This window comes from Ensifer sp. Root558, assembly GCF_001427045.1.
GTDB lineage: Bacteria > Pseudomonadota > Alphaproteobacteria > Rhizobiales > Rhizobiaceae > Ensifer > Ensifer adhaerens.
This window is the reverse complement of record NZ_LMGC01000023.1, coordinates 357645-379554: the sequence shown is the minus strand read 5'-3', so window position 1 is coordinate 379554 and position 21910 is coordinate 357645. Positions and strand designations below refer to the sequence as shown.

The window sequence follows — 21910 nt, the reverse complement described above, 5'->3', positions numbered from 1 at the left end:
CCGCGCGTGTATCAGCCTCCCATGCGCCTGAAGTCCCACATCTTCGTCTCGTCCCTGCTGCGTCGTGCGTTTTCGCTTGGCGGCTATGCCGCGGTGCTGCGCAAGGGAGCAGAGGACGCCGGCGCGATCTTCATTCGCCAGCGGACGCGTTTGGGCACCGAGACGCTCTTTGCCCCGGCGCCGCAGAATTTCTTCGCCGACGAGATTGATCTCGGCCGCAAGTTCGAAGTGCGGCTCAGCGACAGCGACGCCGAGCAGGTCGACGCGGCGCTTGCAAGCGAGATCCGCTTCGATCCGGATTGCTGGATCGTGGAGATCGAGCTGGACGACCGCGGCGATCTGTTCGAGGTCGTTGCCGAAGATGGAAAAGGCCGGCCCTGACGCCGTCTTGCCGAATGCGCCGACCTGCTTGACTCTCCACTTGGTGGAGGCCGTAGGACGCGTTTATGGACGATCAAATCTTTTCGATAGGCGAAGTTTCGAAGCTGAGCGGCGTACCGGTCAGGCGGCTTCGGTTTTACTCGGACAAGGGGTTGCTGCCACCGTCCACACGGACGGAGAGCGGTTACCGCATGTATTCCGGGGCCGACCTGGCGCGGCTGGACCTCGTTCTTGCCCTGCGTGAAGCGGGCGTGAGCCTCGCGGACATCCGCAAGATCCTGGCCAACCGAACCTCGTTTACCGACGTTCTGGCTTTGCGGCTTCGAACGCTCGAAACGGAAATCCGGTCAAAGCGCCGGATCGCCACGGCCTTGAGAATGGCTTTGAGGATCCATGAACCCTCCCCAACGGATCTCAGGAGATTGTGGACCGTGACCAGGATTTCAAAGACGGAATTTCGTGCCGCGCTCGAGCGTTTCTATGATGACGTCGCCGGCGGCGCGCCGATGGATGCGGCGTGGAAGACGAAAATGATGGATGCCGGTACGCCGGACCTGCCGGACGACCCGACAGCCGAACAGGTCGACGCCTGGGCGGAACTGATGGAGATGCTGTCGGACAAGGCCTATGCCGCCGAGATGCGCGCCCACATGTCGGACCTGTGGACGCAGGAGTTCGATCCCGCCGCCTACGCTCAAGCCGCCGATGCCACCTTTGCGCGGGTGAGAGCGGCGATCGACCATGGCCTGGGGCCCCAGTCGGCCCTCGGCAGAGAGATCGCTGCCGACTGGCTGGCGCAGTCGGCAAGGGCGATGAAGCGGGCTCCGGATCAGGTTTTCCTGGATTGGCAGCTCGAACAGTACCGCAAGCACCACGCCCGTTCGGCGCGTTACCAGGAATTGATGGCGGTGTTGCAGGGGCAGGCGCCGCAGGCTCCGACCGGTCGCGAGTGGAGCTGGATCATCGACGCGATGAAGCAGCTTTTCTAGGGCGGGGAGGTCGGCTCCATCGCTGAAGTTGCGAGACATGCCCGCGTGAACGGCAGCATGTGTCAGCTGCGGCGGCGGCCAAATAGTCGCTGCGGCTGGCCGTTGACGGACGTTGCTGCAACTTTGCGCGGGCCGACGTGGCGCGTGTCGTTTGCAGTATTTTCGGCAAAATAGGCTTCGTGCCTTGCCGCGGGCGCCGCGTCTTCGGCTTCCGCCTCGAGCCAGGCATCGAGCTGCGCGCGACAGGCGGTGCGGTCCATGGCGCCAATCAAGGCGCCGGCATGGCTGGTTTCGCCAAAGGGCTCGCGAAGATGTGGATAGAGGGCCTGAAGCACGAAGCCGGCATCGGCCACATCGACGTCGAGTGCGACCAGGCTCGTTGCCAGCAGCTGTCCGGAAATATCGAGCAGGATGCGCTCGACCTGCGCATCCCTGGTGCCGAGCGCCTGACCGAGGACACGCGAGAACAGGATGATTTCGCCGCTCCTCGCAAAACGCACGAGCAGAGCGGCATGTACGTCTGTCATCGTCGCGGACGACGGCGTCTGTGGAATATTTTGCGGACGGGCGCCAGCGAGCGCCTTGATCTCGCGGCGAAGCGCCTCTTCGCGCGCTGTACGCAATGAAGCGGCTTCGTCTTCCTGGCTCGCTTGCTCTGCTGCTGCCGCTTTCACGGCGCTGCTGCGCGCTGCCAGTCCCGGCGGGTTGTGATGTTCGACGAGCGCATCGACGACGAGCGGAGAGAGGTTCGGGCGGCGGCCAATGGCGGCGGCATGTTCCGGCCCGCGCTCACGGATGATCGTTATCAGCGTCCGGTCCGCGATCGCCTTCGAACGGGTCAGGAAAATTGCCGCGATGGCGATCGGCATACCGCCGATCAGCGCTGCGACTGTCTCTGGAACTTGCTGGCATTGCGAAAGGGCGGCTGCAGCCTGCCGGCGGGCTTCGTTGCTGGAACCAAGGAAGAGCGGCTCGAACAGTTCGGCAAATTGCTTCATGTCGGACTTGCGGGGAAAACGCAGGTTTTCGAAACCGGTGACGGTCGCCATCAGGACGACGTCCTTCAAGCGGCCAGTCTGTGGCCTTTCCAACTCACGAAAGCGATCCGTCACGATAATTCCCTGCACGCAAAACATGATCGCCATTGCCGGCGATCCGGAACGGCACACGTCGCAAAAATTAGAAGAAAAGCGTTAGCGTACTGTTAACTATGGATGTTGGAGCTTTATTCAGGCTTGCGGCACACCCAGGGCGGGCGGAGCGCCTACGGATCGCCGCGCCGGCACGGCAAATCTCGGGGACATCCGCGGCCGTAGCCATAAAAAATCCACATGCTGTCATGAGTTATCGCGGCGACGGTGAAGGGCCCGGACGCCCGCCGACGTTGGGGGCCGTGTGAAGAGGGGCCTCTCCATGGGAGATATGGAACTGTGAAGAAATTTATTCTGCGCGCAGCGGCGGTCTGCGCGCTCCTTGTGGCTCCGGCGATTGCGCAGGCTGCCGAGGGCTTTGCTACCGCCAACGTCAACATGCGCTCCGGTCCGAGCACGCGCTACCCGGCGGTGTCGATGATCCCGGTGGGCGAATCAGTCGAAATCCATGGCTGCCTTGCGGATCTGCCGTGGTGCGACGTGTCGTTCTACGGCGGCCGTGGCTGGGTTGCCGGCCGTTATGTCCAGGCCGACTATCGCCGCAACCGCGTCTATGTCGAACCGCGTTATTATCGCCCGCTCGGCATTCCGACGGTTGTCTTCCAGTTCGACAACTATTGGGACCGCAACTACCGCGGCCGCGATTTCTATCGTGAACGCGATCGCTGGCGCCGCGGACCGGATTGGGTCGATGACCGGCGTGATAGCCGCGATTGGGAGCGGCAGCGCGAGCGCGAGCGCCGTGACTGGGAGCGTGAGCGGCGCAGCAATCAGCGCGACTGGGAGCGCCGGCAGCGCGACGAGGACAAGTGGCGCGACGACGAATGGCGCCGTCAGCGGACAGAACGCGAGGATCGGCGTGATTGGGAACGCCGCGACGACGGCGTGCGCGTGCGGCAGGACGACGGCACCGTCTATGAGCGCGCCCGTCCGGCTCCGATGGTTCGCTGCCAGATCGACGATCCCTACTGCGAGAACTGATCCGCACACGGGGCGTCGGCGCGCCTTGTCTGATGGAAAAAAACGGGCGGCCCTGGTCGCCCGTTTTGCGTTTCGCGAACCTGCTTTCAACGGTTTTTGGCGGAACCAAACGCCAGCCGGCGCGTTGAGCCCGCGCAGACAAGGGAGCGTTGTAATGGTCGAAAAGAAACTGCAAGCGGTGGAAAAAGTTGCCGTGAGTGAAGCCGAATCGGACGCCCGCGCCGAGGTCGACGCACAGATCGCCGAGCTGCGCGCGGAAATCGCCCGCCTGACGGAAGCGGTCACGGCGATCGGAACGAGCACGAAAGCGGTTGTGCAGGGCGAGGCGGATCTTCTGGCTGAGCGCGTGCGCGAGCGTGTGCGCGACGAGCCTCTGTCGACCCTGGTTGCCGTTGCGGGCGTGTCGTTCCTGTTCGGTTTGATGTCCCGGCGCTAGCGGCGAGGCGGGTCTTCGCCCGGATTGCCGTTGTTACCTTGGATACATCGCCGGGGCCGTTTGACAGACATACTGAACGCAGGTTGGGGTTGCAGATCGTTTATTAGTAATCTGTTAACCAACCTGTGGCTCAATCGAAGTGGACCCGGTATCATCGGGTCGCGTCGTGAACCAGGACAGCAACATCCGGGCGACCGGAAGAAGGAGCAAACGAGAAAGGCGCGCCTGTCCAGGAAAGATCTGGGAAAATGCGCTGGCCCGAGAAGGGCAGGGTGAAATCTGTACGGTAGTTCATCCGTCTCAAGACTTTGTGGAGACGAGCATGGCAGACGTTATCAGAATTCAGGACCGCAAGGTTCGTATACCTCCGCACCGGCCTCCGGCCATTTCGGGTGGAGCGAAAGTGCTGCTGTTCACCGGCATCCGCTACGAGCGCCTCGATCGCGACCCGCAGCCGACAGCGCCAGACGGACGCCGCATCAAGAAGCAATGAGCCGCGGCACTCCTGCGTATTAGGCGACCGAAACGGTCGCGTTCAAGACACTGTCCTTGCCCGGTTCTGCGGGCTCATCCCCCATGCACTGCTGCGCCCGACGCGGCATCGAATCATCGCCGCGCATCTCGGCGTGGATTTTCTTAGCTTGCCCCTGTTGCTCGACGACCATAGCGGATGGTCTAGCGACGGAACGGTTCGCAGGTCGATTCCGCAAGGAAGTTCCGGACCTGCTCTTCAAAGCTGTCGACCGGCGCCATCGCTCTCAGCACGGCAAAGCCATCCTGTTCCTTCATCTCGACCATGATCGATTGTGCAAGCGCCTGTGGCGGAGATTTTCGCAACTCGACCAACTGGATTGGCGTTGCGACGACAAGGTCCAGTTTGCCGTTGACCGCCGTGTGGTCGTTCATGCTGAAGACCTCGTTCGAATTGCCGTCGAAGACGGCGAGCGACCAGAACGGCACGTTGCCGCTGGCGAGGAAACGCGCCGGTCCATCCGAGATCGAGAAGCTGCAGACCGCGGTTCTCAGATAAGGATCGTCATTGGCAAGGCCAGTCGGCCCTGGTGTGCTGGTCAGCGCAAAGAAACTGTCCATCTCCAAAAGCCCGAGGATGCGGGTATAGGCATCACGGCCGGTGAACTGCGGCAGCGCCAGCACGATGATGATGTGCAGCAGGGCGGCGCCGACCAGACCGAGAATTGTGGCGAAGAGCACGCTACGCATCGCCGCAACCCGTCTTGGTGATAACCGGCATGGCGAGATCGATCAGGCCGGACGAGCCGGCCGTCGGCGTATCGAGCAGCGTCAGCACCAGCCGGAACGTGCCCGAGTGGCGCACGGCCAGCCAGTTGTCGGGCTTCGCATTCGGCGACACATGGATGCTGAAGTTGCTGTTTTCGCCACGCAGAACGCTCCAGGAATTGAGCGCCGAGGGGAGGTCGGAGCCGGGCCTCAGTGGCAGGCCTTCGGCATTTGCGGCGTAAAGCGTCCAGAAGCGGGCCTGCGGTGTCAGCCCCGCAACATCATAGGAGCAGGCCGCCTGAAGCTTCTCGCCCTTGCTATCGACCTGGGCACTGAACATCAGCCCTTCGGCGCCGCCATAGAGCAATTCGCCGGCGCGCGCCCGATGTGCCTTGGCATAGGGGTCGGCATTGGCCGTCTGCGCCTCGGGAAAGGCGACCCAGGGGCCGATCGCGATCGAGCCGAAGCCGACGGTCGCTTTCAACGCCCATACCGCCGAGGCGATGCCGCCGCCGAAGGCGATGGCAAGGGTAAGCGCGACGAGGAAGGGGATTCGAAACAAGGGCGACTCTACCGGATATGGTCCTGCAGCGTAGCACCGCCGCGTTGACACCCTATGTCGCCGAAATCCGCGCCCGGCGCAACGGCGACCGCATCGCCGGTCCCGAACCCGACACCGCACTCGCGAAGCGGAAGAAGAGTGGACATGCCCGAAACGTCAGTTGCTGGCGGCATCGGGTGTCGCCTGTGCGGACCGTGATTCTTCATCCGCGCCGAGAGAGGCAAGCTTGCCGCCGGCCTTCTCGGGCGCCTTCAGTGCGGGGGCCTTTTCGAAGGTCTCGCCGATGCTGCGCAGCAGCCGGGTGACATCGGTCGAAAGCGAGCGCGGCCGCACCAGCGGCGGCAACGCGTTTTCGTCCGGCTTCGCGGTTGCCACCTGCGGCGGCTGCTTCGCCGGCGCCGTCGGCGCGGTGATCCCCGGGATCGTCCGGTGTTCGATGCCCTGTTCGGCGTAGTCCATCAGCCGCTTGAAGGTCATCGCCGGCAACGAGCCGCCGGTCATGTTGTTGGTCGAGGTGTAGTCGTCGTTGCCGAACCAGACCGCGGTCGTATAGTCGCCGGTGAAGCCCACGAACCAGGCGTCGCGATAGGCCTGTGTTGTGCCGGTTTTGCCGCCGACGACGATGCCGTTATCGAGCGCAGCCTTGCGCGCCGTACCGATGACCGGGATCTGCGTCAGCATGGAGTTCATCGACGTATTGGCGGTTTCGGAGAGGATGCGCCGCGCCGGCGGCTCGTCGCGTCCGAAATCGTAGAGAATGTCGCCGTCATAGTTGAGGACCTGGCTGATCCCGTGCCGGCGTGACTGCATGCCACCGGCCGGGAAGACCGCGTACGCCGTCGCCTGGTCGAGCACGGTTACTTCCGAGGTGCCGAGCGGCATGGTCTTGTCGGTGCGGATCGGCGTCTCGATGCCCATGTCCTTGGCCGTCTGGGCGATCAAGTCAGTGCCGAGCTTGTCCTTGGCGAGGCGCACGGGAATGGTGTTGATCGACTTGGCGATGGCCGTCAGGATGGTGATGCGGCCGGCATAGCTGCGGCCATAATTCTGTGGCGACCATCCGCGCCAGGTGATCGGCGCGTCGACGACAACCGTTTCCGGCGTCATGCCCTTTTCCATCGCTGCCGCGTAGGTATAGACCTTGAAGGAAGAGCCCGGTTGACGCAGAGCTCGTGTCGCACGGTTGAACTGGCTCTCGCCATAATCGCGGCCGCCGACCATGGCCCGCACGGCGCCGCCGTTTTCGACCATCACCAGCGCACCCTGCTTCACGCGGAAGCTCTCGCCATATTGGCGCAGGCTCGATTCCACTGAATCTTCAGCGGCATTCTGCAGGCCCATATCGATCGTGGTGCGCACGATCAGCGAGTGCTGCGCGAAGGGGCGGGCGATGCGCTGGACTTCGTCGAAAGCCCAGTCGAGGAAGAAGTCGGGCGCCTTCACCTGGGCGCGGTCGATGACCGTCGCCGGGTTGAGGCGTGCGGCGATCACCTGGCCTTCGGTCATCAGGCCGCCCTGGACGAGGTTGGTCAGAACCTCGTTGGCGCGTCCGCGTGCGGCCGGCAGGTTGACGTGCGGGGCGTAGCGGGCTGGCGCCTTGAAGAGGCCGGCAAGCATCGCCGACTCGGCAAGGCTCACGTCGGTGATCGACTTGCCGAAATAGAACTGCGCCGCGGCTGCCGCACCGAAGGTGCCGCCGCCCATATAGGCGCGGTCGAGATAGAGCCGGAGGATTTCCTTCTTCGACAGGTTGCATTCGAGCCAGACGGCGAGGAAAGCTTCCTTGATCTTGCGCTCGATCGTCCGCTCGTTCGACAGAAAGAGGTTCTTGGCGAGCTGCTGCGTCAGTGTCGAACCGCCCTGGACGACTCCACCGGCGCGTGCATTTTCGGTCATGGCGCGGGCAAGGCCGAGGAAGTCGATGCCCCAATGGTCGAAGAAGCGCCGGTCTTCGGTCGCCAGCACCGCCTTGATCAGATGATCGGGCAGCTCGTCGATCGGTACGGAATCTTCGTGGATGATGCCACGATGGCCGATCTCGTTGCCGTAACGATCGAGGAAGGTGACGGCGAAATCGCTCTGGGCACGCCAGTTGCCCTTGGTTTCCTCGAAGGCCGGAAGGGCGAGCGCCAGCATCAGCACCGAACCGACAGTGCCCCAGTTCATGCCTTCGCCGAGCACCTCGAAGACGGCTTTTTTCCAGCCCGTCGCGCGGAAGCGGCGGAAGAAGATGGTAGTGTCTTCCCACCATTGCCCCAGCTTGAAACCGGCATTCCAGACTGAGGAATCGATCCAGGAGTCGATCCTGAGAAAGATGTGCCGTTTCTTCGGCCGATTATCGTCTTTCCTCGGTTCCCGCACGGTCTCAACCACCTGAAGGCTCTACGGCATCATGCCGGCGCCATGTAATATTTGCACGGCGTCAAATTCCAATCTACTTGCATATCGCGCCGCCGGCCTTAAAAAACCGGCAATTTTCTGCGAAATTTCTGTATCGCGAGCGATTTGACGAAAGTGTGATGACGATGGGCGAAATGCCTTTCTGGAAGGCGAAAAGCCTTGAAGACATGACCGATACCGAGTGGGAAAGCCTCTGTGACGGCTGCGGCCTCTGTTGTCTCAACAAGCTCGAGGATTGGGACACCGGCGAGATCGCCTGGACCTCGATCCGCTGCACGCTTCTCGACGGCGAAAGCTGTCGCTGCAAGGACTATCCCAACCGCCAGGCGACCGTGCCCGACTGCATCCAGCTGACGCCGAAGGCCGTGCGCGAGATCACCTGGCTGCCGCCGACCTGCGGCTACCGGCTGGTGGCTGAAGGGCGCGATCTCTACTGGTGGCATCCGTTGATTTCGGCCGATCCGGAAACGGTTCACGCCGCGGGCATTTCCGTCCGCGGCCGCACCGTTGCGGAAGACGGCATCGACGTCGACGACTATGAGGATTATCTCGTCACCTGGCCGCTGGAAGTGGGGCAGGAAAACGTGGAGTGACAAGGGGTTAGTCGAGGCGGCGGAATCGTTTTGGCAGTGTGTCGCCCGCGACGCCTCTAATGGCTGCCGCCGTTCTTCTTGACGAGGCTCTTCGGCGCAACGTTGCGCCACGCCGTCTCCATCGACTGCCGCACGAGATCCTCGTCGGCCTGGACGAAATAGAGCGAGGTCCAGCCACGGTCGCCCCAGCCGCCGGGCACCGCGGCGCAGACGCCGGGTTCCATCTCCAGAAGCATGCGCTGCTGATCCGGTGTGAACTTGAAAACGGCGCGCCCGGCTTCCGGCAGGCTCATGAAAATACGCTTCCCAACGCGGAAATCTCGCGTTCCGAAATGCGCATTTTCCTCCGTTCCAGGCAGGCTCAGCGCGAGTCTTTCGATCTCTTCCGTCAGCATGAAGAAAGATTAACATGCTTTTGCCGAATGGCAAAAAGGCTGAAAATCACTACAAAAATTGCAAGGGGTGTCCTTGAAGCGCGGGCTCGAGAAGGGCGCTGGCGGAGCCTGATCGGGCTGCCTTTATGGCTTTTGCGGTCAGTGGTCGATCACCTGCGGCATAGGGCCGGAAACGCCGCGACCGGCGGTGGTAGGCTCACCGCCGGTTCGCTACGGAATGTCGAAAAACGCCTTAAACAGGCGCTGTCCGACGACAGTCTATGGATATGAAGGGCCGGTGACGCCTAGGCGCGCCACTCTGGCGGGCCTCATTCGGCCGGTGCGACCGGCTTCGGCGTTGCCTCGCTCGCGGCGCGCATCTCACGCCATTCGCTCTCGAAACGGTCGAGCAACGATTGCGGTACTTTGGACTGCTGAGATGCGGGCTGGTTGTTTGCGAGCGTCTGCATGCGATCCTCCCGGGTTCTGTGACGGTTTCATGATGTAAGGTGTGGCGGACAATTTCACATCGCAAAGGCTTTGTAAATCAGTGGCTTAAATCATTTAAACGATTGAAAAATCTTTAAATCGATTAATTTTTCGTTTATACACAGCACGCATCGCGTCCGGACGTCAACAGGTTTAAGTTGCAGCTACTTTTGAAGTAATTTGCGCGCATAGATTGCGGCAAAGGGCCAGCCGTTTCGCGGCTCTCTATTAAGAGAGAACGGTGCTGCGGCGTGATCGGTGCCGCCATGACGGATTGCGTCGACTGGTTCGAAGGACACGATGGCTGAGCCTTGTTCGGGAGCGGCGCCGACGGACCTGAATCAGTTTCTGAGATGTTTGATTCACGCTGCGAGCGACAGCCGCCAAAGGATTCAAAAGAATCGAGAAAATGCGTGCGCAGCCATGCCGCGCTTGATCGGGAACGGGCTCTTTCGCGTTAGCGCATGCCGGCGAAGAGATGCTAACGAAACATGCTTAACGAAAGCTGACCGTTGTCCGGCGTCGTCGGGCCGCCTTGGGTTTCGGGCCGTGTTCCTCGCGTGATTGCGTCGCTAAAACTGTCGCAGGAAGCGGCTATGGCTTGGCAAGAGAATGAGCAATGCGGGTTTCCACCAGGGAAGAATCGCCGCAATCTAAGGTCGGAATTCGGGGAAGGTAATGCGTTTCCCGGTAGTGCCTGCCGGTCCAAATGGCCGACATTCATTTGCCATTCAGCCTCGTTCGGTTATTGCTTCTGCCATGATGCTTCCCAAGTCGAAAGTGCGTTCATGTCTTCACCAGTGATCATAGCCGCGCTTGCTGCAGGCCTCGCCGGCTTCAGCCCGCCTGCGATCAGCGTGCCGTCGGATATTGTCGTTCGTGTGTCCGGCGATTGCAGCGCGGCTGCAGCGCAGGTCGTTGCCGACACTGGTGGCGAGTTGCTGTCGGCACAGCCGACGTCCGATGGCCAGTGCGTGATCACCGTGCTTGTTCCTGGCAATGGCGGTAGGCCGAAGAAGGTCACCGTCAAGGTGCCGATGTAGGCTATCCCTGCAGCGCCGCGTGCCGTATCTGGCGTACGAAGGTCGCTGTAGCACTTTGAATGGCTGCATGTTCTTATCCTTAAATCAGCCAGATTTGGCGAAGCATGCAGCAGGATGGCCGCGAGAGGAAGTAAAGACGGATGCGCATTCTGATTGTCGAGGACGACGCCAACCTGAACCGGCAGCTCGCCGAGGTGCTGAAGGAGGCCGGCTACGTCGTTGACCAGGCCTATGATGGCGAGGAGGGGCACTATCTCGGCGACGCCGAGCCCTATGATGCCGTGATCCTCGATATCGGCCTGCCGGAAATGGACGGCATCACCGTGCTTGAGAAATGGCGCGGCGACGGCAAGACCATGCCGGTCCTGATCCTGACGGCGCGTGATCGCTGGAGCGACAAGGTGGCTGGCATCGATGCCGGCGCCGACGACTATGTTGCCAAGCCCTTCCACGTCGAAGAAGTTCTTGCCCGCATCCGCGCCCTGATCCGGCGCGCCGCCGGCCATGCGAGCTCGGAGATCGTCTGCGGCCCGGTCCGCCTCGACACCAAGGGTTCCAAGGCAACGGTCGATGGCGTCGCATTGAAGCTGACGTCGCACGAGTTCCGGCTGCTCTCCTATCTCATGCACCACATGGGCCAGGTCGTTTCGCGCACAGAATTGGTCGAGCATATGTACGATCAGGATTTCGATCGCGATTCCAATACGATCGAAGTGTTCATCGGCCGGCTGCGCAAGAAGATCGGCAACGATCTGATCGAAACGGTGCGCGGTCTCGGATACCGAATGCAAGCGCCGGGCAATGGCAATTAGATCGCTCACCGCACGCGTTCTGGTGGTCTCCACCGTCTGGGCGGTGGTGGCTCTCGTCGTGATCGGCGTGGTGATTTCCGAGCTTTATCGCCAGGGCTCCGAGCGCGGTTTCAAAGACCTGCTGCGCGCCCAGCTCTTCAACGTCGTCAACTCGATCTCCGTCAACGAGAGGACGGTGCTGTCGGGCAGTCCGCAGCTTGGCGACCTCCGGTTTTCGCAGCCGCAGACCGGTTGGTACTGGATCGTCGATCCGATCGGCGAGTTCGATACGCCGCCCCTGATCTCGACCTCGCTCGGCAACGGCAAGCTACCGATCGCCAGCGTCGACGAGGTGCCGTTCGATACCGGCTATGTTCGCTTCTACACCACCAAGGATCCCTTCGGGAACGAGGTCGAGGTCTCCGAGACCGAGGTCGTTCTCGACATCCAGGGCCATACGGCGCGCTTTCGCGTGGCGGGCAACCGCGACGTGCTCGAGGCCGATATCAACCGCTTCACCCGCAACCTGACGATCGCGCTCTCCATCTTCGGTCTGGGAGGGCTCGGGGTCAACGCGCTCACCATTCTCTTCGGCCTGAGGCCGCTCGATGAGGTCCGGCGCTCGATGGAGAAGATCCGCGCCGGCGAAAGCGAACGGTTGGACGGCGCTTTCCCGCGTGAGATCCAGCCGCTCGCCAACGAGGTCAATGCCCTGATCGACAGCAACCGCCGCATCGTCGAGCGCGCCCGCATGCAGGTCGGCAATCTTGCCCATTCGCTGAAGACACCGATCGCGGTCCTGCTCAACGAGGCCCGGGTGCTCGAGGCATCGCATGGCGAGTTGGTGCGCACTCAGGTCGATGCAATGCAGACCCAGGTTCAATCCTATCTGAGCCGCGCCCGGATTGCGGCGCAGCGCGAGTCCGTGCTGGCGCGGACCGAAGCGCAGCCGGCGCTCGAACGCCTCGTGCGCGTCATGCGCAAGCTCAATCCGGAAAAGCAGGTCCATCTGTCGATCAACCCGCCGGGACTGGTTCTTGCCATGGAGCTGCAGGACGTCGAGGAGACCGTTGGCAACCTGCTCGAAAATGCCGCCCGCCACGCCCGTGGCGAGGTGTGGCTGAATGTCAGGCCGGCACCGAGCGAGGTTCATGCCAAGGAGCCCGGCCGGCAGTGGATCGTTCTCGACATCGACGACGACGGGCCGGGGCTCAATCCCGACCAGATCGCAGTGGCGATGAAGCGCGGCAAGCGGCTCGACGAAAGCAAGCCCGGAACCGGGCTCGGTCTTTCGATCGTCAGCGAGATCGTCCGGGAGTATCAGGGCACCATCACCCTGTCACGACGGGACGAGGGAGGGTTGCGTGCGGAACTGGTTTTGCCGGCGGCCGTTTAGAGGGTGATGAGGAAATGCGTGGTTCCGGCGTCGCTCGCTTGCGAATCCATCGTGATTTAGGGGTCACACCCGTGCTTGAAAATGTCACACCCGCAGGGCTCGCCGTTGCCTCGGCACGCGGGGAATGCCAAAAGAAAATCAAGGACTAGTCGTCATCGTGCTCGAATGGAACGAGCTTAAGAATGCGGCTTCGGATAGGATGATTGAGTGTCGCGGATCATGAGGAACCAGGCAGAAATGACACGGGCTATTGTCGTCGGCGGCAGGATCGTTGTGATCGCCTCGGCCGTCGCGCTTGCCGGATGCGGCACGACGGGCAGCAAGGGCGCGGCCGCCGGCCTCGGCTCGACGGCAACGCGTGGTGCCACCTCGACCAATTACATCGCGGCACTCCAGGGTGGGGTGATCGCGCGTCTCACCGATCTCGACATCGGGACATCCGACCGTCAGCGCGCTCTGGAAGCGGAATACCGCGCACTTGAAGCGGCCCCCGGTGGGCAGCCGGTGACCTGGGACGGGCGCGGCGTCAACGGTTCGGTCGTTGCAGCCGCTCCCTATCAGGTCGGGTCGCAGAACTGCCGCCAGTATAGCCACACGGTTACCGTCAAGGGACAGCCGAAGACGGCGCGGGGTGCTGCCTGCCGCAACCCGGACGGCAGCTGGACACCGCTGACCTAAGGCGTAGCCGGCCGGGCTCTCCCGGATGTGCTCAGGCGGATCGAGCCGCCGTTGCGGCGAAACGCCTCAAATCTCCGTCATAAGGGGTTTTCGAGTTGGAATGGCATGGGGGCCATAGTATTGAGCTTCCATGTTGTTCTGGATCCTCGTCGCCACTCTGACGGCGGCTGTCGCTGTCGTGCTCATCCTTCCGCTGCTGCGGGCGGGGGAAGCCCCGTCGTCTCCCCACAGCCATGATGTCGAGGTCTATCGCGACCAGCTCGAAGAGTTGAAGCGGGACCAGGATAGCGGCCTGATCGGCGGCGACGACGCCGAGCTTGCGCGCGCCGAAGTTGCGCGCCGGCTGCTGGCTGCTGGCGAGAGCGACAGTGAGGCGATTGCGGCTGCCGCGCCGCGCCGCGGTGTCAGCCGCCTGGCCCAGGCCTTCGTGCTTCTCTGTCTTCCGGCCGTCGGCCTCTGTCTTTACTTGCTGACGGGCAGCCCGGGCATGCCGGCGCAGCCGCTGGCCGCACGCCTGGCCGATCCCAATGGCGACATCAACATCCTGATTGCCAAGGCTGAGAATCATCTGGCGGTAAACCCGAATGATGGCGCCGGCTGGGACCTGCTTGCGCCGATCTACATGCGCAACGGCCGTGTCGAAGATGCGGTCGATGCCTATGACCGGGCGATCCGCCTGCTTGGCCCGACGCCGGCACGTCTCGGCGGCTATGCCGAGGCGATGGTCGTGCAGTCCGACGGCGTCGTGACGAGCAAGGCGCAGGACGCGCTGAAGCAGGCGCTGACGCTCGATCCCAATGACCCGCGCTCGGAATTCTATCTTGCCCTCGGCCTCAAGCAGGAAGGCAAGAAAGCGGAAGCGCTGACTGCCTTCAACCGACTGGTCGCGACATCACCCGCCGACGCGCCCTGGCTGCCGCTCGTCAAACAGCACGTGGCAGAACTGGGCGGCGCCGGCGCCACCAGCGCTGCAGCGCCCGGCAATCCGAGTGCCGATGACGTGGCCGCCGCCGAAAGCATGAGCGCCGGCGATCGCCAGGAAATGATCCGGGGCATGGTCGGCAGCCTCGAAAGCCGGCTGAAGGAAAATCCGGATAATCTTGAAGGCTGGGCGCGTCTGATCCGCTCCCATGTTGTCCTTGATCAACGAGACAAGGCACTGGCCGCGCTAAGGGAGGGCCTGAAAACCTTCCCGGCCGATGGCGACGGCGGCAAGCAGCTGCTGGCGCTGGCGCGTGAGCTCGGGATTGCCACCGACGGAGTAACGCAATGACGCGCAAACAAAAAAGACTGGCGATCATCGGCGGCGGTGTCGGCTTCCTGGTGCTTGCAGCCTTCCTCGTGATGTTCGCCTTCAGCCAGGCGATCGCCTATTTCTATGTGCCGAGCGACCTCGAAAAGGCCAACGTACCGCCGGGAACCCGCATCCGCCTCGGCGGTGTCGTCGAAACCGGCTCCGTCAAGCGCGGTGACGGTAAGACGGTGACCTTCACCGTCACCGATACGCTGAGCGGTGTGCCGGTCACCTATACCGGCATCCTGCCTGACCTGTTCCGCGAAGGGCAGGGTGTGGTGACGGAGGGAACCTTCGTTGCCGGAAGCTCGGTCTTCGTGGCCGATTCCGTTCTCGCCAAGCATGACGAGACCTATATGCCCAAGGATGTCGCCGACCGTTTGAAGGCGCAGGGCGTCGAGCTCAGCGGGAAGGAAACCATCAAATGATCATCGAGCTCGGACACTACGCTCTGGTTCTGGCGTTGGCGACGGCGGTCATTCAGGCCGCCTTACCGATCCTTGGCGCACGATTGAACGATCGCGGCCTGATGGAACTCGCATCCAGCGCCGCCGTCGCCTGCTTTCTGCTCGTCGCTTTCGCTTTTGCCGTCCTCACCTTCGCCTATGTGACCTCGGATTTCTCGGTCCGCAACGTCTGGGAAAACTCCCATTCGCTGAAGCCGCTGATCTACAAGATCTCGGGCGTCTGGGGGAACCATGAAGGCTCGATGCTGCTGTGGCTGTTGATCCTGACGTTCTTTTCGGCGCTGGTTGCCGCCTTTGGGCGCAACCTGCCGGAGACGTTGAAGGCAAACGTGCTTGCCGTCCAGGCCTGGATCGCGATGGCCTTCGCGCTCTTCATCCTGCTGACGTCCAATCCGTTCGCTCGGCTGATGCCCGCGCCGGGCGAGGGCAAGGACCTGAACCCGATCCTTCAGGACGTCGGCCTCGCCATTCATCCGCCACTGCTCTACCTCGGCTATGTCGGTTTTTCGGTCTGCTTCTCCTTTGCCATCGCGGCCTTGATCGAGGGCCGCATCGACGCCGCCTGGGCTCGCTGGGTCCGTCCCTGGACGCTTGCCGCCTGGACCTTTCTCACCGCCGGGATCTCCATGGGTTCGTACTGGGCCTATTACGAGCTCGGCTGGGGTGGCTGGTGGTTCTGGGATCCGGTCGAAAACGCCTCCTTCATGCCGTGGCTCGCGGGTACGGCGCTTTTGCATTCGGCGCTGGTCATGGAAAAGCGCGAGGCGCTGAAGATCTGGACCGTGCTACTTGCGATCATGACCTTCTCGCTGTCGCTGCTCGGCACCTTCCTCGTGCGTTCGGGTGTCCTGACTTCGGTCCACGCCTTCGCCACCGACCCGACGCGCGGCATCTTCATCCTCGCCATTCTCGTCTTCTTCATCGGCGGTGCGTTCACGCTCTTCGCCCTGCGCGCCTCGCACCTGAAAGCCGGCGGCATCTTCGCGCCGATCTCGCGTGAGGGTGCGCTGGTCTTCAACAACCTCATCCTGACGACGGCGACCGCGACGGTCCTGACCGGCACGCTCTATCCGCTGGTGCTCGAAGCGCTGACCGGCGACAAGATCTCCGTCGGGCCGCCCTTCTTCAACATGACCTTCGGCCTGTTGATGCTGCCACTGCTCTTTGCGGTGCCTTTCGGCCCGCTGCTTGCCTGGAAGCGCGGCGACCTTGCTGGCGTTTCGCAGCGGCTCTTCGCAGCGGTTGCCATCGGCCTGCTCTTCGGCGTCACCTATTATTACTTCATGAATGGCGGCCCGGTTCTGGCGCTCTTCGGCATTGCCCTTGGCGTCTACGTGATTGTCGGTTCGTTGACGGACCTGGCGCTGCGCTCCGGCCTCGGCAAGGTCGCAGGCAACGTCGTCTGGCGACGCTTCTCCGGCCTGCCGCGTTCGGCTTTCGGCACGGCGCTTGCGCATATCGGCCTCGGCGTCACCCTGATCGGCATCGTCGCCGTCACGGCCTTCGAGACCGAAACCGTGGTCGAGATGAAGCCCGGCATGACGGTGGATGCCGGTGGCTACACCCTGCGCTTCGACGGCATGCGCAATGGCAGCGGCCCGAACTATTCCGAGGAGTCCGGCCACTTCACCATCAGCCGCGGTGGCGCTGCGATTGACGACGTCTGGTCTTCGAAGCGTCTCTACCAGGCGCGCCGCATGCCGACGACCGAGGCGGGCATTCGCACCTTCGGCTTGAGCCAACTCTACGTCTCGCTCGGCGATCAGATCAGCGAAGGCGGCATCGTCGTGCGCATCTGGTGGAAGCCGATGATCCTGTGCATCTGGGGCGGTACCCTGTTCATGATGGCGGGTGGTTTCGTCTCCTTGAGCGACCGCCGCCTGCGCGTCGGCGCGCCGGCCAAGGCCAAGCGACCGAAGGCGGTGCCTGTGGGGGCTGCGGAATGAACCGTCTGCTCCTGGCACTCCTGCTGTTGCTCGCGCCTGTCGGCTCGGCCTTTGCCGTCAACCCGGATGAAGTGCTTGCCGATCCCGCGCTCGAAGCGCGGGCGCGGGCGATCTCGGCGGAGCTGCGCTGCATGGTCTGCCAGAACCAGTCGATCGACGATTCCAACGCCGAGCTTGCCAAGGACCTGCGCGTGCTTGTGCGCGAGCGGCTGGCGAACGGCGACAGCGACAAGGCCGTCATCGATTACGTCGTGTCCCGCTATGGCGAATTCGTACTGCTGAAGCCGCGCTTCGAGACGAAGACCCTGATCCTCTGGGGCATGCCGGCGACCCTGCTTCTCGTCGGGGCGATTACCCTCGTCATCGCCTCTCGCCGTCGCGGCGCCCAGCCAAAGGGGACGCCGCTTTCCGAGGACGAGAAGGAAAAGCTGAAGAAGCTGCTTCAGCCTTAATGCAGCGCTCGCCGAACGCGCATTCGTTGGATCGGCTTCAGCACTAATCTCTTGATATCGCTTGAGATCCCTGCCGGTGGCGGGCAATTCCGTTCGCGCCAACGCGCAGTCCCCGGCAGGCCTTTGGCCGAGCCCGGGCCAGCTCTTCACAACATTACCAAAAATTCATTTTCCGGACAGAACTCAGTAAGGTCCCATCCGTTACATCTTTCGTCATCGGCTGTTCCTCCAGTCAGCCAAAACGAATTCCGCCTTCCCTGAGGCGGCTTCGCAACCAGGTTTCGGTGCCGTCTCCGATGGCATCTAGGAAGAGAAAAGGCAAAACGGATGTTTACGACCAAATCCCTGCGTCCCTCCCTCAAGACCGTTCTGAAGACCTCGACCATCGCCGGCCTTGCCGCCGTCATGCTGACCTCGGGTCTGCCGGCAAGCATCTCGCAATCCTTTGCCGATCCGGTGAAGGTGGAAGCGCCGTCGGTGCCGAGCTTTGCCAATGTCGTTGATGCCGTTTCGCCGGCCGTCGTTTCGGTGCGCGTCCAGTCGCGCGTCAACCCGGTGGCCGAAGATGGCGGCGACTTCAGCTTCGATTTCAACGGTCGCGGTTTCGACGATCTGCCCGACGATCACCCCCTGAAGCGCTTCTTCAAGGAATTCGGTCCGCGCGGCGATGACCGTGCCGACCGCGGCCCCAACCGCCGTGGCCCGCATGGCGAAGGCCGCCTGCGTCCGACCGCTCAGGGCTCCGGCTTCTTCATCTCCGAAGACGGCTACCTCGTCACCAACAACCACGTCGTTTCCGACGGTTCGGCCTTCACGGTCATCCTCAACGACGGCACCGAACTCGATGCCAAGCTGGTCGGCAAGGATAGCCGCACGGATCTCGCCGTGCTCAAGGTCGATGACAAGCGCAAGTTCACCTATGTCGGCTGGGCCGATGACAGCAAGGTCCGCGTCGGTGACTGGGTCGTTGCCGTCGGCAACCCGTTCGGTCTCGGCGGCACGGTGACCTCCGGCATCGTTTCGGCGCGTGGCCGCGATATCGGCTCCGGCCCCTATGACGATTACCTGCAGGTTGATGCGGCGGTGAACCGCGGCAACTCGGGCGGTCCGACCTTCAACCTCTCCGGTGAAGTCGTCGGCATCAATACCGCGATCTTCTCGCCGAGGGGCGGCGGCAACGTCGGTATCGCCTTTGCCATCCCGTCGACCGTTGCCAAGGATGTCGTCACCGACCTGATCAAGGACGGCTCGGTTTCCCGCGGCTGGCTCGGCGTGCAGATCCAGCCCGTTACCAAGGACATCGCCGAATCGCTCGGCCTTTCGGAAGCAAGCGGCGCGCTCGTCGTCGAACCGCAGACCGGCTCGCCGGGTGAAAAGGCAGGCATCAAGAAGGGTGACGTCGTAACCGCGCTGAACGGCGACACGGTCAAGGATCCGCGTGACCTTGCCCGCAAGGTTGCGGCAATCCGCCCGGGCACCACGGTCGATCTGGCCCTGTGGCGCGACGGCAAGGCGGAAACCGTCAAACTCGAAATCGGCACGCTGCCCAAGGACGACAAGGACGCTGCCAAGAGCCAGGACGACCAGTCCGAAGAAGCCCAGCCGTCGAGCGAGCAGGCACTGGCCGACCTTGGCGTCTCTGTCGTGCCGTCTGATGATGGCAAGGGCGTCACCATCGCCTCGGTCGACGAAGACTCTGATGCCAGCGATCGCGGCCTGAAGCAGGGCGAAAAGATCGTCTCGGTGAACAATCAGGAGGTGAAGTCCGCCGACGACATCCTGAAGGTCATCAACACTGCCAAGAAGGACGGCCGTAGCAAGGCGCTCTTCCAGATCGAGGCCGACAACGGCAGCCGCTTCGTGGCCCTTCCGATCGACAAGGGCTGATCGCGGCAGTCAAATGATTGACCGGAGCGCCGCGATTTCCAAGTGATGTCGCGGCGCTCGCCGTTTGGAGCGGGATTTGAAAAGGTGTGTGCGGTTCTCCGCCCATCCCGCTTTCCCTCACGAGAGCACTCGCCAACCCGGTTGTCGAAAGTCGAAACCGGTTGAGACAGACAGGGGTCCGGGACTATGGTCGCGCGTATGAAGATTCTCATCATTGAAGACGATCTCGAGGCGGCAGCCTATCTGGCGAAAGCCTTCCGTGAGGCGGGCATCGTGTCCGATCACGCCAGCGATGGCGAGAGCGGCCTGTTCATGGCCAGCGAGAACAATTACGACGTTCTCGTGGTGGACCGCATGCTGCCGCGTCGAGACGGTCTCTCTGTCATCACCGAGCTTCGTCGCAAGGACATCCACACGCCGGTGCTGATCCTGTCGGCGCTCGGCCAGGTGGATGACCGGGTCACGGGTTTACGCGCCGGCGGCGACGATTATCTGCCGAAACCCTACGCCTTCAATGAATTGCTCGCCCGTGTCGAGGTGCTTGGGCGCCGCAAGGGCACGCCCGATCAGGACATGGTTTACCGCGTTGGCGATCTGGAACTCGACCGCCTTTCGCATTCCGTGCGCCGGCAGGGAAAGGAAATTCCCCTGCAGCCGCGCGAATTCCGCCTGCTCGAATATCTCATGAAGAACGCCGGCCAGGTCGTCACCCGCACCATGCTGCTGGAAAACGTCTGGGACTACCACTTCGACCCGCAGACCAACGTCATCGACGTGCATGTCTCGCGGTTGCGCTCGAAGATCGAGAAGGATTTCGATGTGCCGCTGCTGCGCACGGTGCGCGGTGCCGGCTACATGATCAAGGATGACCGGGCGTCCGCATGAGCAAGCTTCGCGTTCTCTTCAGAACGACCGCAGTCCGGCTTTCCGCCCTCTACCTCATTCTTTTTTCTCTCTGTGCTGCCTTTCTCGTCTTCTACGTCACCGGCATGTCGGAGCGGCTGCTGCAGCAGCAGACCCGTGACGCGGTCACCGCCGAGGTGGCGCAGATCGAGCAGGTCTATAGCCGCGCCGGCATGAACGGCCTGTTGCGCTCGCTCGAGCGGCGGGCACGCCAGCCGGGAGCCAATCTCTACGTGATTGCGGGACCGAGCGGCGAAATCCTCGCCGGCAACGTTGCCAGCCTGGAGCCGGGCCTGCTCGACAGCGAAGGCTGGACCGAACGTCCCTTCGCCTATCAGCGCTATACGGACGAGAGCAAGAAGGACACCCACGTAGCGCTTGCCCATGTGCTGGTGCTCGACAATGGTCTGCGCATTCTTGTTGGCCGCGACCTGCAGGAGCCGCAGAAGTTCCGCGCCCTTGTGCGCCAGGCTCTGATGGTGGCGCTCGGCGTCATGGGGCTTGGCGCCCTCGTCATCTGGTTCGGCATCGGCCGCAACGCCTTGAAGCGCATCGACCGCATGTCGGAGGCGAGCACCAAGATCATGGCCGGCGATCTGTCGCAGCGTCTGCCGATGAGCGGCTCCGGCGACGAGTTCGACCGGCTGTCGGAATCACTGAACGCAATGCTCAGCCGCATCGAGAAGCTGAACGAAGGGCTGCGGCAGGTCTCCGACAACATCGCTCACGATCTGAAGACGCCACTGACGCGGCTGCGCAACAAGGCGGAAGCCGCACTTTCCCGCAAGGGCACGAGCCAGCGCGGTGCGCTCGAGGAGATCATCGGCGAATCCGATCAGTTGATCCGCACCTTCAACGCGCTTCTGATGATTTCGCGCGTCGAGGCCGGCTCGTCCGTCGCCGAGATGAGCGACATCGACCTTTCGCAGATCGTCGCCGATTGCGTCGAGCTCTACGAACCGGTGGCCGAAGATGGCGGTCTGAAACTTGAAGCCGAAATCGCCCAGGATCTCGTGATTTCAGGCAACCGCGAACTGGTCGGCCAGGCCCTCGGCAACCTCATCGACAACGCGGTCAAGTATGCCGATGGCGCCGGGAACCCTCTGATCAAAGTCTCGCTCGAAAAGCGCGAGGGGAATGTGTTGCTGTCGGTTGCCGATCATGGATCGGGCATCCCCGCAGCGATGCGCGACGAGGTGATCAAGCGTTTCGTTCGCCTGGATGAGAGCCGGTCCAAGCCTGGCACCGGCCTTGGCCTGTCGCTGGTCGAGGCCGTCATGGAGATGCATCACGGCGCGCTGCATCTCGCCGACACGGTTCCTTCCGCCGAAGATGGCGCCAAGGGGCTGACGGTTCAGATGGTTTTCCCGATGACTGCAACCTGATAGACCGGTTTTGGGAGAACGAAGTGGAGTGAAGCAGCGCGCAGTTGTTCCGCGCCGTCCGCTCCGGCCAGAG

Annotated in this window: 23 protein-coding genes; 17 read left to right on the top strand and 6 right to left on the bottom strand. The window is 62.7% G+C overall.

The annotated features are described in order from the left end of the window. Nucleotides 1–21: 21 nt before the first annotated feature. Both ASD63_RS21615 and ASD63_RS21610 read left to right on the top strand, forming a co-directional pair. Nucleotides 22–381 (top strand): DUF1491 family protein, encoded by a 360-nt coding sequence (locus ASD63_RS21615; RefSeq protein WP_034789344.1) that lies wholly within the window; start codon nucleotides 22–24, stop codon nucleotides 379–381. A gap of 65 nt (nucleotides 382–446) precedes the next feature. Continuing rightward, nucleotides 447–1370, top strand: coding sequence for a MerR family transcriptional regulator (locus ASD63_RS21610; protein ID WP_034789346.1), 924 nt, complete (start codon nucleotides 447–449; stop codon nucleotides 1368–1370). A gap of 62 nt (nucleotides 1371–1432) precedes the next feature. On the opposite strand, the gene ASD63_RS21605 is transcribed toward ASD63_RS21610, so the two are convergent. Next, nucleotides 1433–2506 (bottom strand): DUF2336 domain-containing protein, encoded by a 1074-nt coding sequence (locus tag ASD63_RS21605; protein ID WP_034789485.1) that lies wholly within the window; start codon nucleotides 2504–2506, stop codon nucleotides 1433–1435. Between the two features lie 294 nt (nucleotides 2507–2800). Here ASD63_RS21605 and ASD63_RS21600 point away from each other — a divergent pair, with 294 nt between their 5' ends. The 3 genes from ASD63_RS21600 (at nucleotide 2801) to ASD63_RS35755 (ending at nucleotide 4431) form a co-directional block, all read left to right on the top strand. Beyond that, nucleotides 2801–3502, top strand: a complete 702-nt coding sequence (locus ASD63_RS21600) for an SH3 domain-containing protein (RefSeq protein WP_051659161.1) — start codon at nucleotides 2801–2803, stop codon at nucleotides 3500–3502. A 154-nt stretch (nucleotides 3503–3656) separates the two neighbouring features. Beyond that, the gene (locus ASD63_RS21595; protein ID WP_034789348.1) at nucleotides 3657–3938 is read left to right on the top strand and encodes a hypothetical protein; all 282 of its coding nucleotides are present in this window, start codon (nucleotides 3657–3659) and stop codon (nucleotides 3936–3938) included. A gap of 322 nt (nucleotides 3939–4260) precedes the next feature. Continuing rightward, a complete protein-coding gene (locus tag ASD63_RS35755; RefSeq protein ID WP_164475067.1) occupies nucleotides 4261–4431 on the top strand; it encodes a hypothetical protein in 171 nt (56 codons plus the stop codon). 182 nt (nucleotides 4432–4613) lie between these two features. On the opposite strand, the gene ASD63_RS21590 is transcribed toward ASD63_RS35755, so the two are convergent. The 3 genes from ASD63_RS21590 to ASD63_RS21580 all read right to left on the bottom strand — a co-directional run bounded on the left by ASD63_RS21590 (nucleotide 4614) and on the right by ASD63_RS21580 (nucleotide 8112). Further along, nucleotides 4614–5159 carry a membrane protein gene (locus tag ASD63_RS21590; protein WP_034789350.1) on the bottom strand — a complete coding sequence of 182 codons (546 nt, stop codon included), beginning with the start codon at nucleotides 5157–5159 and terminating at the stop codon, nucleotides 4614–4616. Further along, on the bottom strand, nucleotides 5152–5739 hold the full coding sequence (locus ASD63_RS21585) for a DUF1214 domain-containing protein (RefSeq protein WP_034789353.1): 588 nt from the start codon (nucleotides 5737–5739) through the stop codon (nucleotides 5152–5154). Before ASD63_RS21585 ends, ASD63_RS21590 begins: the two co-directional genes overlap by 8 nt. 156 nt (nucleotides 5740–5895) lie before the next feature. Beyond that, complete coding sequence (locus ASD63_RS21580) at nucleotides 5896–8112, bottom strand: transglycosylase domain-containing protein (RefSeq protein ID WP_060644838.1); 2217 nt, start codon at nucleotides 8110–8112, stop codon at nucleotides 5896–5898. Between the two features lie 152 nt (nucleotides 8113–8264). Here ASD63_RS21580 and ASD63_RS21575 point away from each other — a divergent pair, with 152 nt between their 5' ends. Further along, nucleotides 8265–8732, top strand: coding sequence for a YcgN family cysteine cluster protein (locus ASD63_RS21575; protein WP_034789489.1), 468 nt, complete (start codon nucleotides 8265–8267; stop codon nucleotides 8730–8732). A 56-nt stretch (nucleotides 8733–8788) separates the two neighbouring features. Here ASD63_RS21575 and ASD63_RS21570 read toward each other — a convergent pair whose 3' ends face one another. Continuing rightward, nucleotides 8789–9127 carry an MmcQ/YjbR family DNA-binding protein gene (locus ASD63_RS21570; RefSeq protein ID WP_034789357.1) on the bottom strand — a complete coding sequence of 113 codons (339 nt, stop codon included), beginning with the start codon at nucleotides 9125–9127 and terminating at the stop codon, nucleotides 8789–8791. Nucleotides 9128–9435: 308 nt separating this feature from the next. Beyond that, nucleotides 9436–9576, bottom strand: a complete 141-nt coding sequence (locus ASD63_RS35750) for a hypothetical protein (RefSeq protein WP_164475066.1) — start codon at nucleotides 9574–9576, stop codon at nucleotides 9436–9438. 807 nt (nucleotides 9577–10383) lie between these two features. Here ASD63_RS35750 and ASD63_RS21565 point away from each other — a divergent pair. The 11 genes from ASD63_RS21565 to ASD63_RS21515 all read left to right on the top strand — a co-directional run bounded on the left by ASD63_RS21565 (nucleotide 10384) and on the right by ASD63_RS21515 (nucleotide 21837). Further along, entirely contained in the window at nucleotides 10384–10638 is a 255-nt protein-coding gene (locus tag ASD63_RS21565) for a hypothetical protein (protein ID WP_034789359.1), read from the top strand. 140 nt (nucleotides 10639–10778) lie between these two features. Next, complete coding sequence (feuP, locus tag ASD63_RS21560) at nucleotides 10779–11450, top strand: two-component system response regulator FeuP (protein ID WP_034789361.1); 672 nt, start codon at nucleotides 10779–10781, stop codon at nucleotides 11448–11450. Then, nucleotides 11440–12825 (top strand): HAMP domain-containing sensor histidine kinase, encoded by a 1386-nt coding sequence (locus ASD63_RS21555; RefSeq protein WP_034789363.1) that lies wholly within the window; start codon nucleotides 11440–11442, stop codon nucleotides 12823–12825. Before feuP ends, ASD63_RS21555 begins: the two co-directional genes overlap by 11 nt. Nucleotides 12826–13062: 237 nt before the next feature. Next, nucleotides 13063–13503, top strand: a complete 441-nt coding sequence (locus ASD63_RS21550) for a membrane protein (protein WP_034789364.1) — start codon at nucleotides 13063–13065, stop codon at nucleotides 13501–13503. A gap of 130 nt (nucleotides 13504–13633) precedes the next feature. After that, complete coding sequence (gene ccmI / locus ASD63_RS21545) at nucleotides 13634–14776, top strand: c-type cytochrome biogenesis protein CcmI (protein ID WP_034789365.1); 1143 nt, start codon at nucleotides 13634–13636, stop codon at nucleotides 14774–14776. Beyond that, entirely contained in the window at nucleotides 14773–15225 is a 453-nt protein-coding gene (gene ccmE / locus ASD63_RS21540; RefSeq protein WP_034789366.1) for a cytochrome c maturation protein CcmE, read from the top strand. The genes ccmI and ccmE overlap by 4 nt, the downstream gene beginning before the upstream one ends. Beyond that, nucleotides 15222–17210 (top strand): heme lyase CcmF/NrfE family subunit, encoded by a 1989-nt coding sequence (locus tag ASD63_RS21535; RefSeq protein WP_034789367.1) that lies wholly within the window; start codon nucleotides 15222–15224, stop codon nucleotides 17208–17210. Before ccmE ends, ASD63_RS21535 begins: the two co-directional genes overlap by 4 nt. Beyond that, on the top strand, nucleotides 17207–17662 hold the full coding sequence (locus ASD63_RS21530) for a cytochrome c-type biogenesis protein (RefSeq protein WP_034789377.1): 456 nt from the start codon (nucleotides 17207–17209) through the stop codon (nucleotides 17660–17662). The genes ASD63_RS21535 and ASD63_RS21530 overlap by 4 nt, the downstream gene beginning before the upstream one ends. A 327-nt stretch (nucleotides 17663–17989) precedes the next feature. Next, entirely contained in the window at nucleotides 17990–19549 is a 1560-nt protein-coding gene (locus tag ASD63_RS21525) for a Do family serine endopeptidase (RefSeq protein WP_034789379.1), read from the top strand. A 186-nt stretch (nucleotides 19550–19735) separates the two neighbouring features. Next, nucleotides 19736–20434 carry a response regulator transcription factor gene (locus tag ASD63_RS21520; protein WP_034789385.1) on the top strand — a complete coding sequence of 233 codons (699 nt, stop codon included), beginning with the start codon at nucleotides 19736–19738 and terminating at the stop codon, nucleotides 20432–20434. After that, entirely contained in the window at nucleotides 20431–21837 is a 1407-nt protein-coding gene (locus tag ASD63_RS21515) for an ATP-binding protein (protein ID WP_034789387.1), read from the top strand. The genes ASD63_RS21520 and ASD63_RS21515 overlap by 4 nt, the downstream gene beginning before the upstream one ends. Nucleotides 21838–21910: the final 73 nt, after the last annotated feature.

Excerpts from the sequence above, each read along its gene's own strand:
- ASD63_RS21570 (WP_034789357.1), bottom strand. The coding sequence starts at position 9,127 with ATGCTGACGGAAGAGATCGAAAGACTCGCGCTGAGCCTGCCTGGAACG.
- ASD63_RS21590 (WP_034789350.1), bottom strand. The coding sequence starts at position 5,159 with ATGCGTAGCGTGCTCTTCGCCACAATTCTCGGTCTGGTCGGCGCCGCC.
- ccmI (WP_034789365.1), top strand. The coding sequence starts at position 13,634 with ATGTTGTTCTGGATCCTCGTCGCCACTCTGACGGCGGCTGTCGCTGTC.
- ASD63_RS21515 (WP_034789387.1), top strand. The coding sequence starts at position 20,431 with ATGAGCAAGCTTCGCGTTCTCTTCAGAACGACCGCAGTCCGGCTTTCC.
- feuP (WP_034789361.1), top strand. The coding sequence starts at position 10,779 with ATGCGCATTCTGATTGTCGAGGACGACGCCAACCTGAACCGGCAGCTC.
- ASD63_RS21520 (WP_034789385.1), top strand. The coding sequence starts at position 19,736 with ATGGTCGCGCGTATGAAGATTCTCATCATTGAAGACGATCTCGAGGCG.
- ASD63_RS21575 (WP_034789489.1), top strand. The coding sequence starts at position 8,265 with ATGGGCGAAATGCCTTTCTGGAAGGCGAAAAGCCTTGAAGACATGACC.
- ASD63_RS21615 (WP_034789344.1), top strand. The coding sequence starts at position 22 with ATGCGCCTGAAGTCCCACATCTTCGTCTCGTCCCTGCTGCGTCGTGCG.
- ASD63_RS21530 (WP_034789377.1), top strand. The coding sequence starts at position 17,207 with ATGAACCGTCTGCTCCTGGCACTCCTGCTGTTGCTCGCGCCTGTCGGC.
- ASD63_RS21595 (WP_034789348.1), top strand. The coding sequence starts at position 3,657 with ATGGTCGAAAAGAAACTGCAAGCGGTGGAAAAAGTTGCCGTGAGTGAA.
- ASD63_RS21535 (WP_034789367.1), top strand. The coding sequence starts at position 15,222 with ATGATCATCGAGCTCGGACACTACGCTCTGGTTCTGGCGTTGGCGACG.
- ASD63_RS21525 (WP_034789379.1), top strand. The coding sequence starts at position 17,990 with ATGTTTACGACCAAATCCCTGCGTCCCTCCCTCAAGACCGTTCTGAAG.
- ccmE (WP_034789366.1), top strand. The coding sequence starts at position 14,773 with ATGACGCGCAAACAAAAAAGACTGGCGATCATCGGCGGCGGTGTCGGC.
- ASD63_RS21610 (WP_034789346.1), top strand. The coding sequence starts at position 447 with ATGGACGATCAAATCTTTTCGATAGGCGAAGTTTCGAAGCTGAGCGGC.
- ASD63_RS21605 (WP_034789485.1), bottom strand. The coding sequence starts at position 2,506 with ATGTTTTGCGTGCAGGGAATTATCGTGACGGATCGCTTTCGTGAGTTG.
- ASD63_RS21550 (WP_034789364.1), top strand. The coding sequence starts at position 13,063 with ATGACACGGGCTATTGTCGTCGGCGGCAGGATCGTTGTGATCGCCTCG.
- ASD63_RS21555 (WP_034789363.1), top strand. The coding sequence starts at position 11,440 with ATGGCAATTAGATCGCTCACCGCACGCGTTCTGGTGGTCTCCACCGTC.
- ASD63_RS21565 (WP_034789359.1), top strand. The coding sequence starts at position 10,384 with ATGTCTTCACCAGTGATCATAGCCGCGCTTGCTGCAGGCCTCGCCGGC.
- ASD63_RS35755 (WP_164475067.1), top strand. The coding sequence starts at position 4,261 with ATGGCAGACGTTATCAGAATTCAGGACCGCAAGGTTCGTATACCTCCG.
- ASD63_RS35750 (WP_164475066.1), bottom strand. The coding sequence starts at position 9,576 with ATGCAGACGCTCGCAAACAACCAGCCCGCATCTCAGCAGTCCAAAGTA.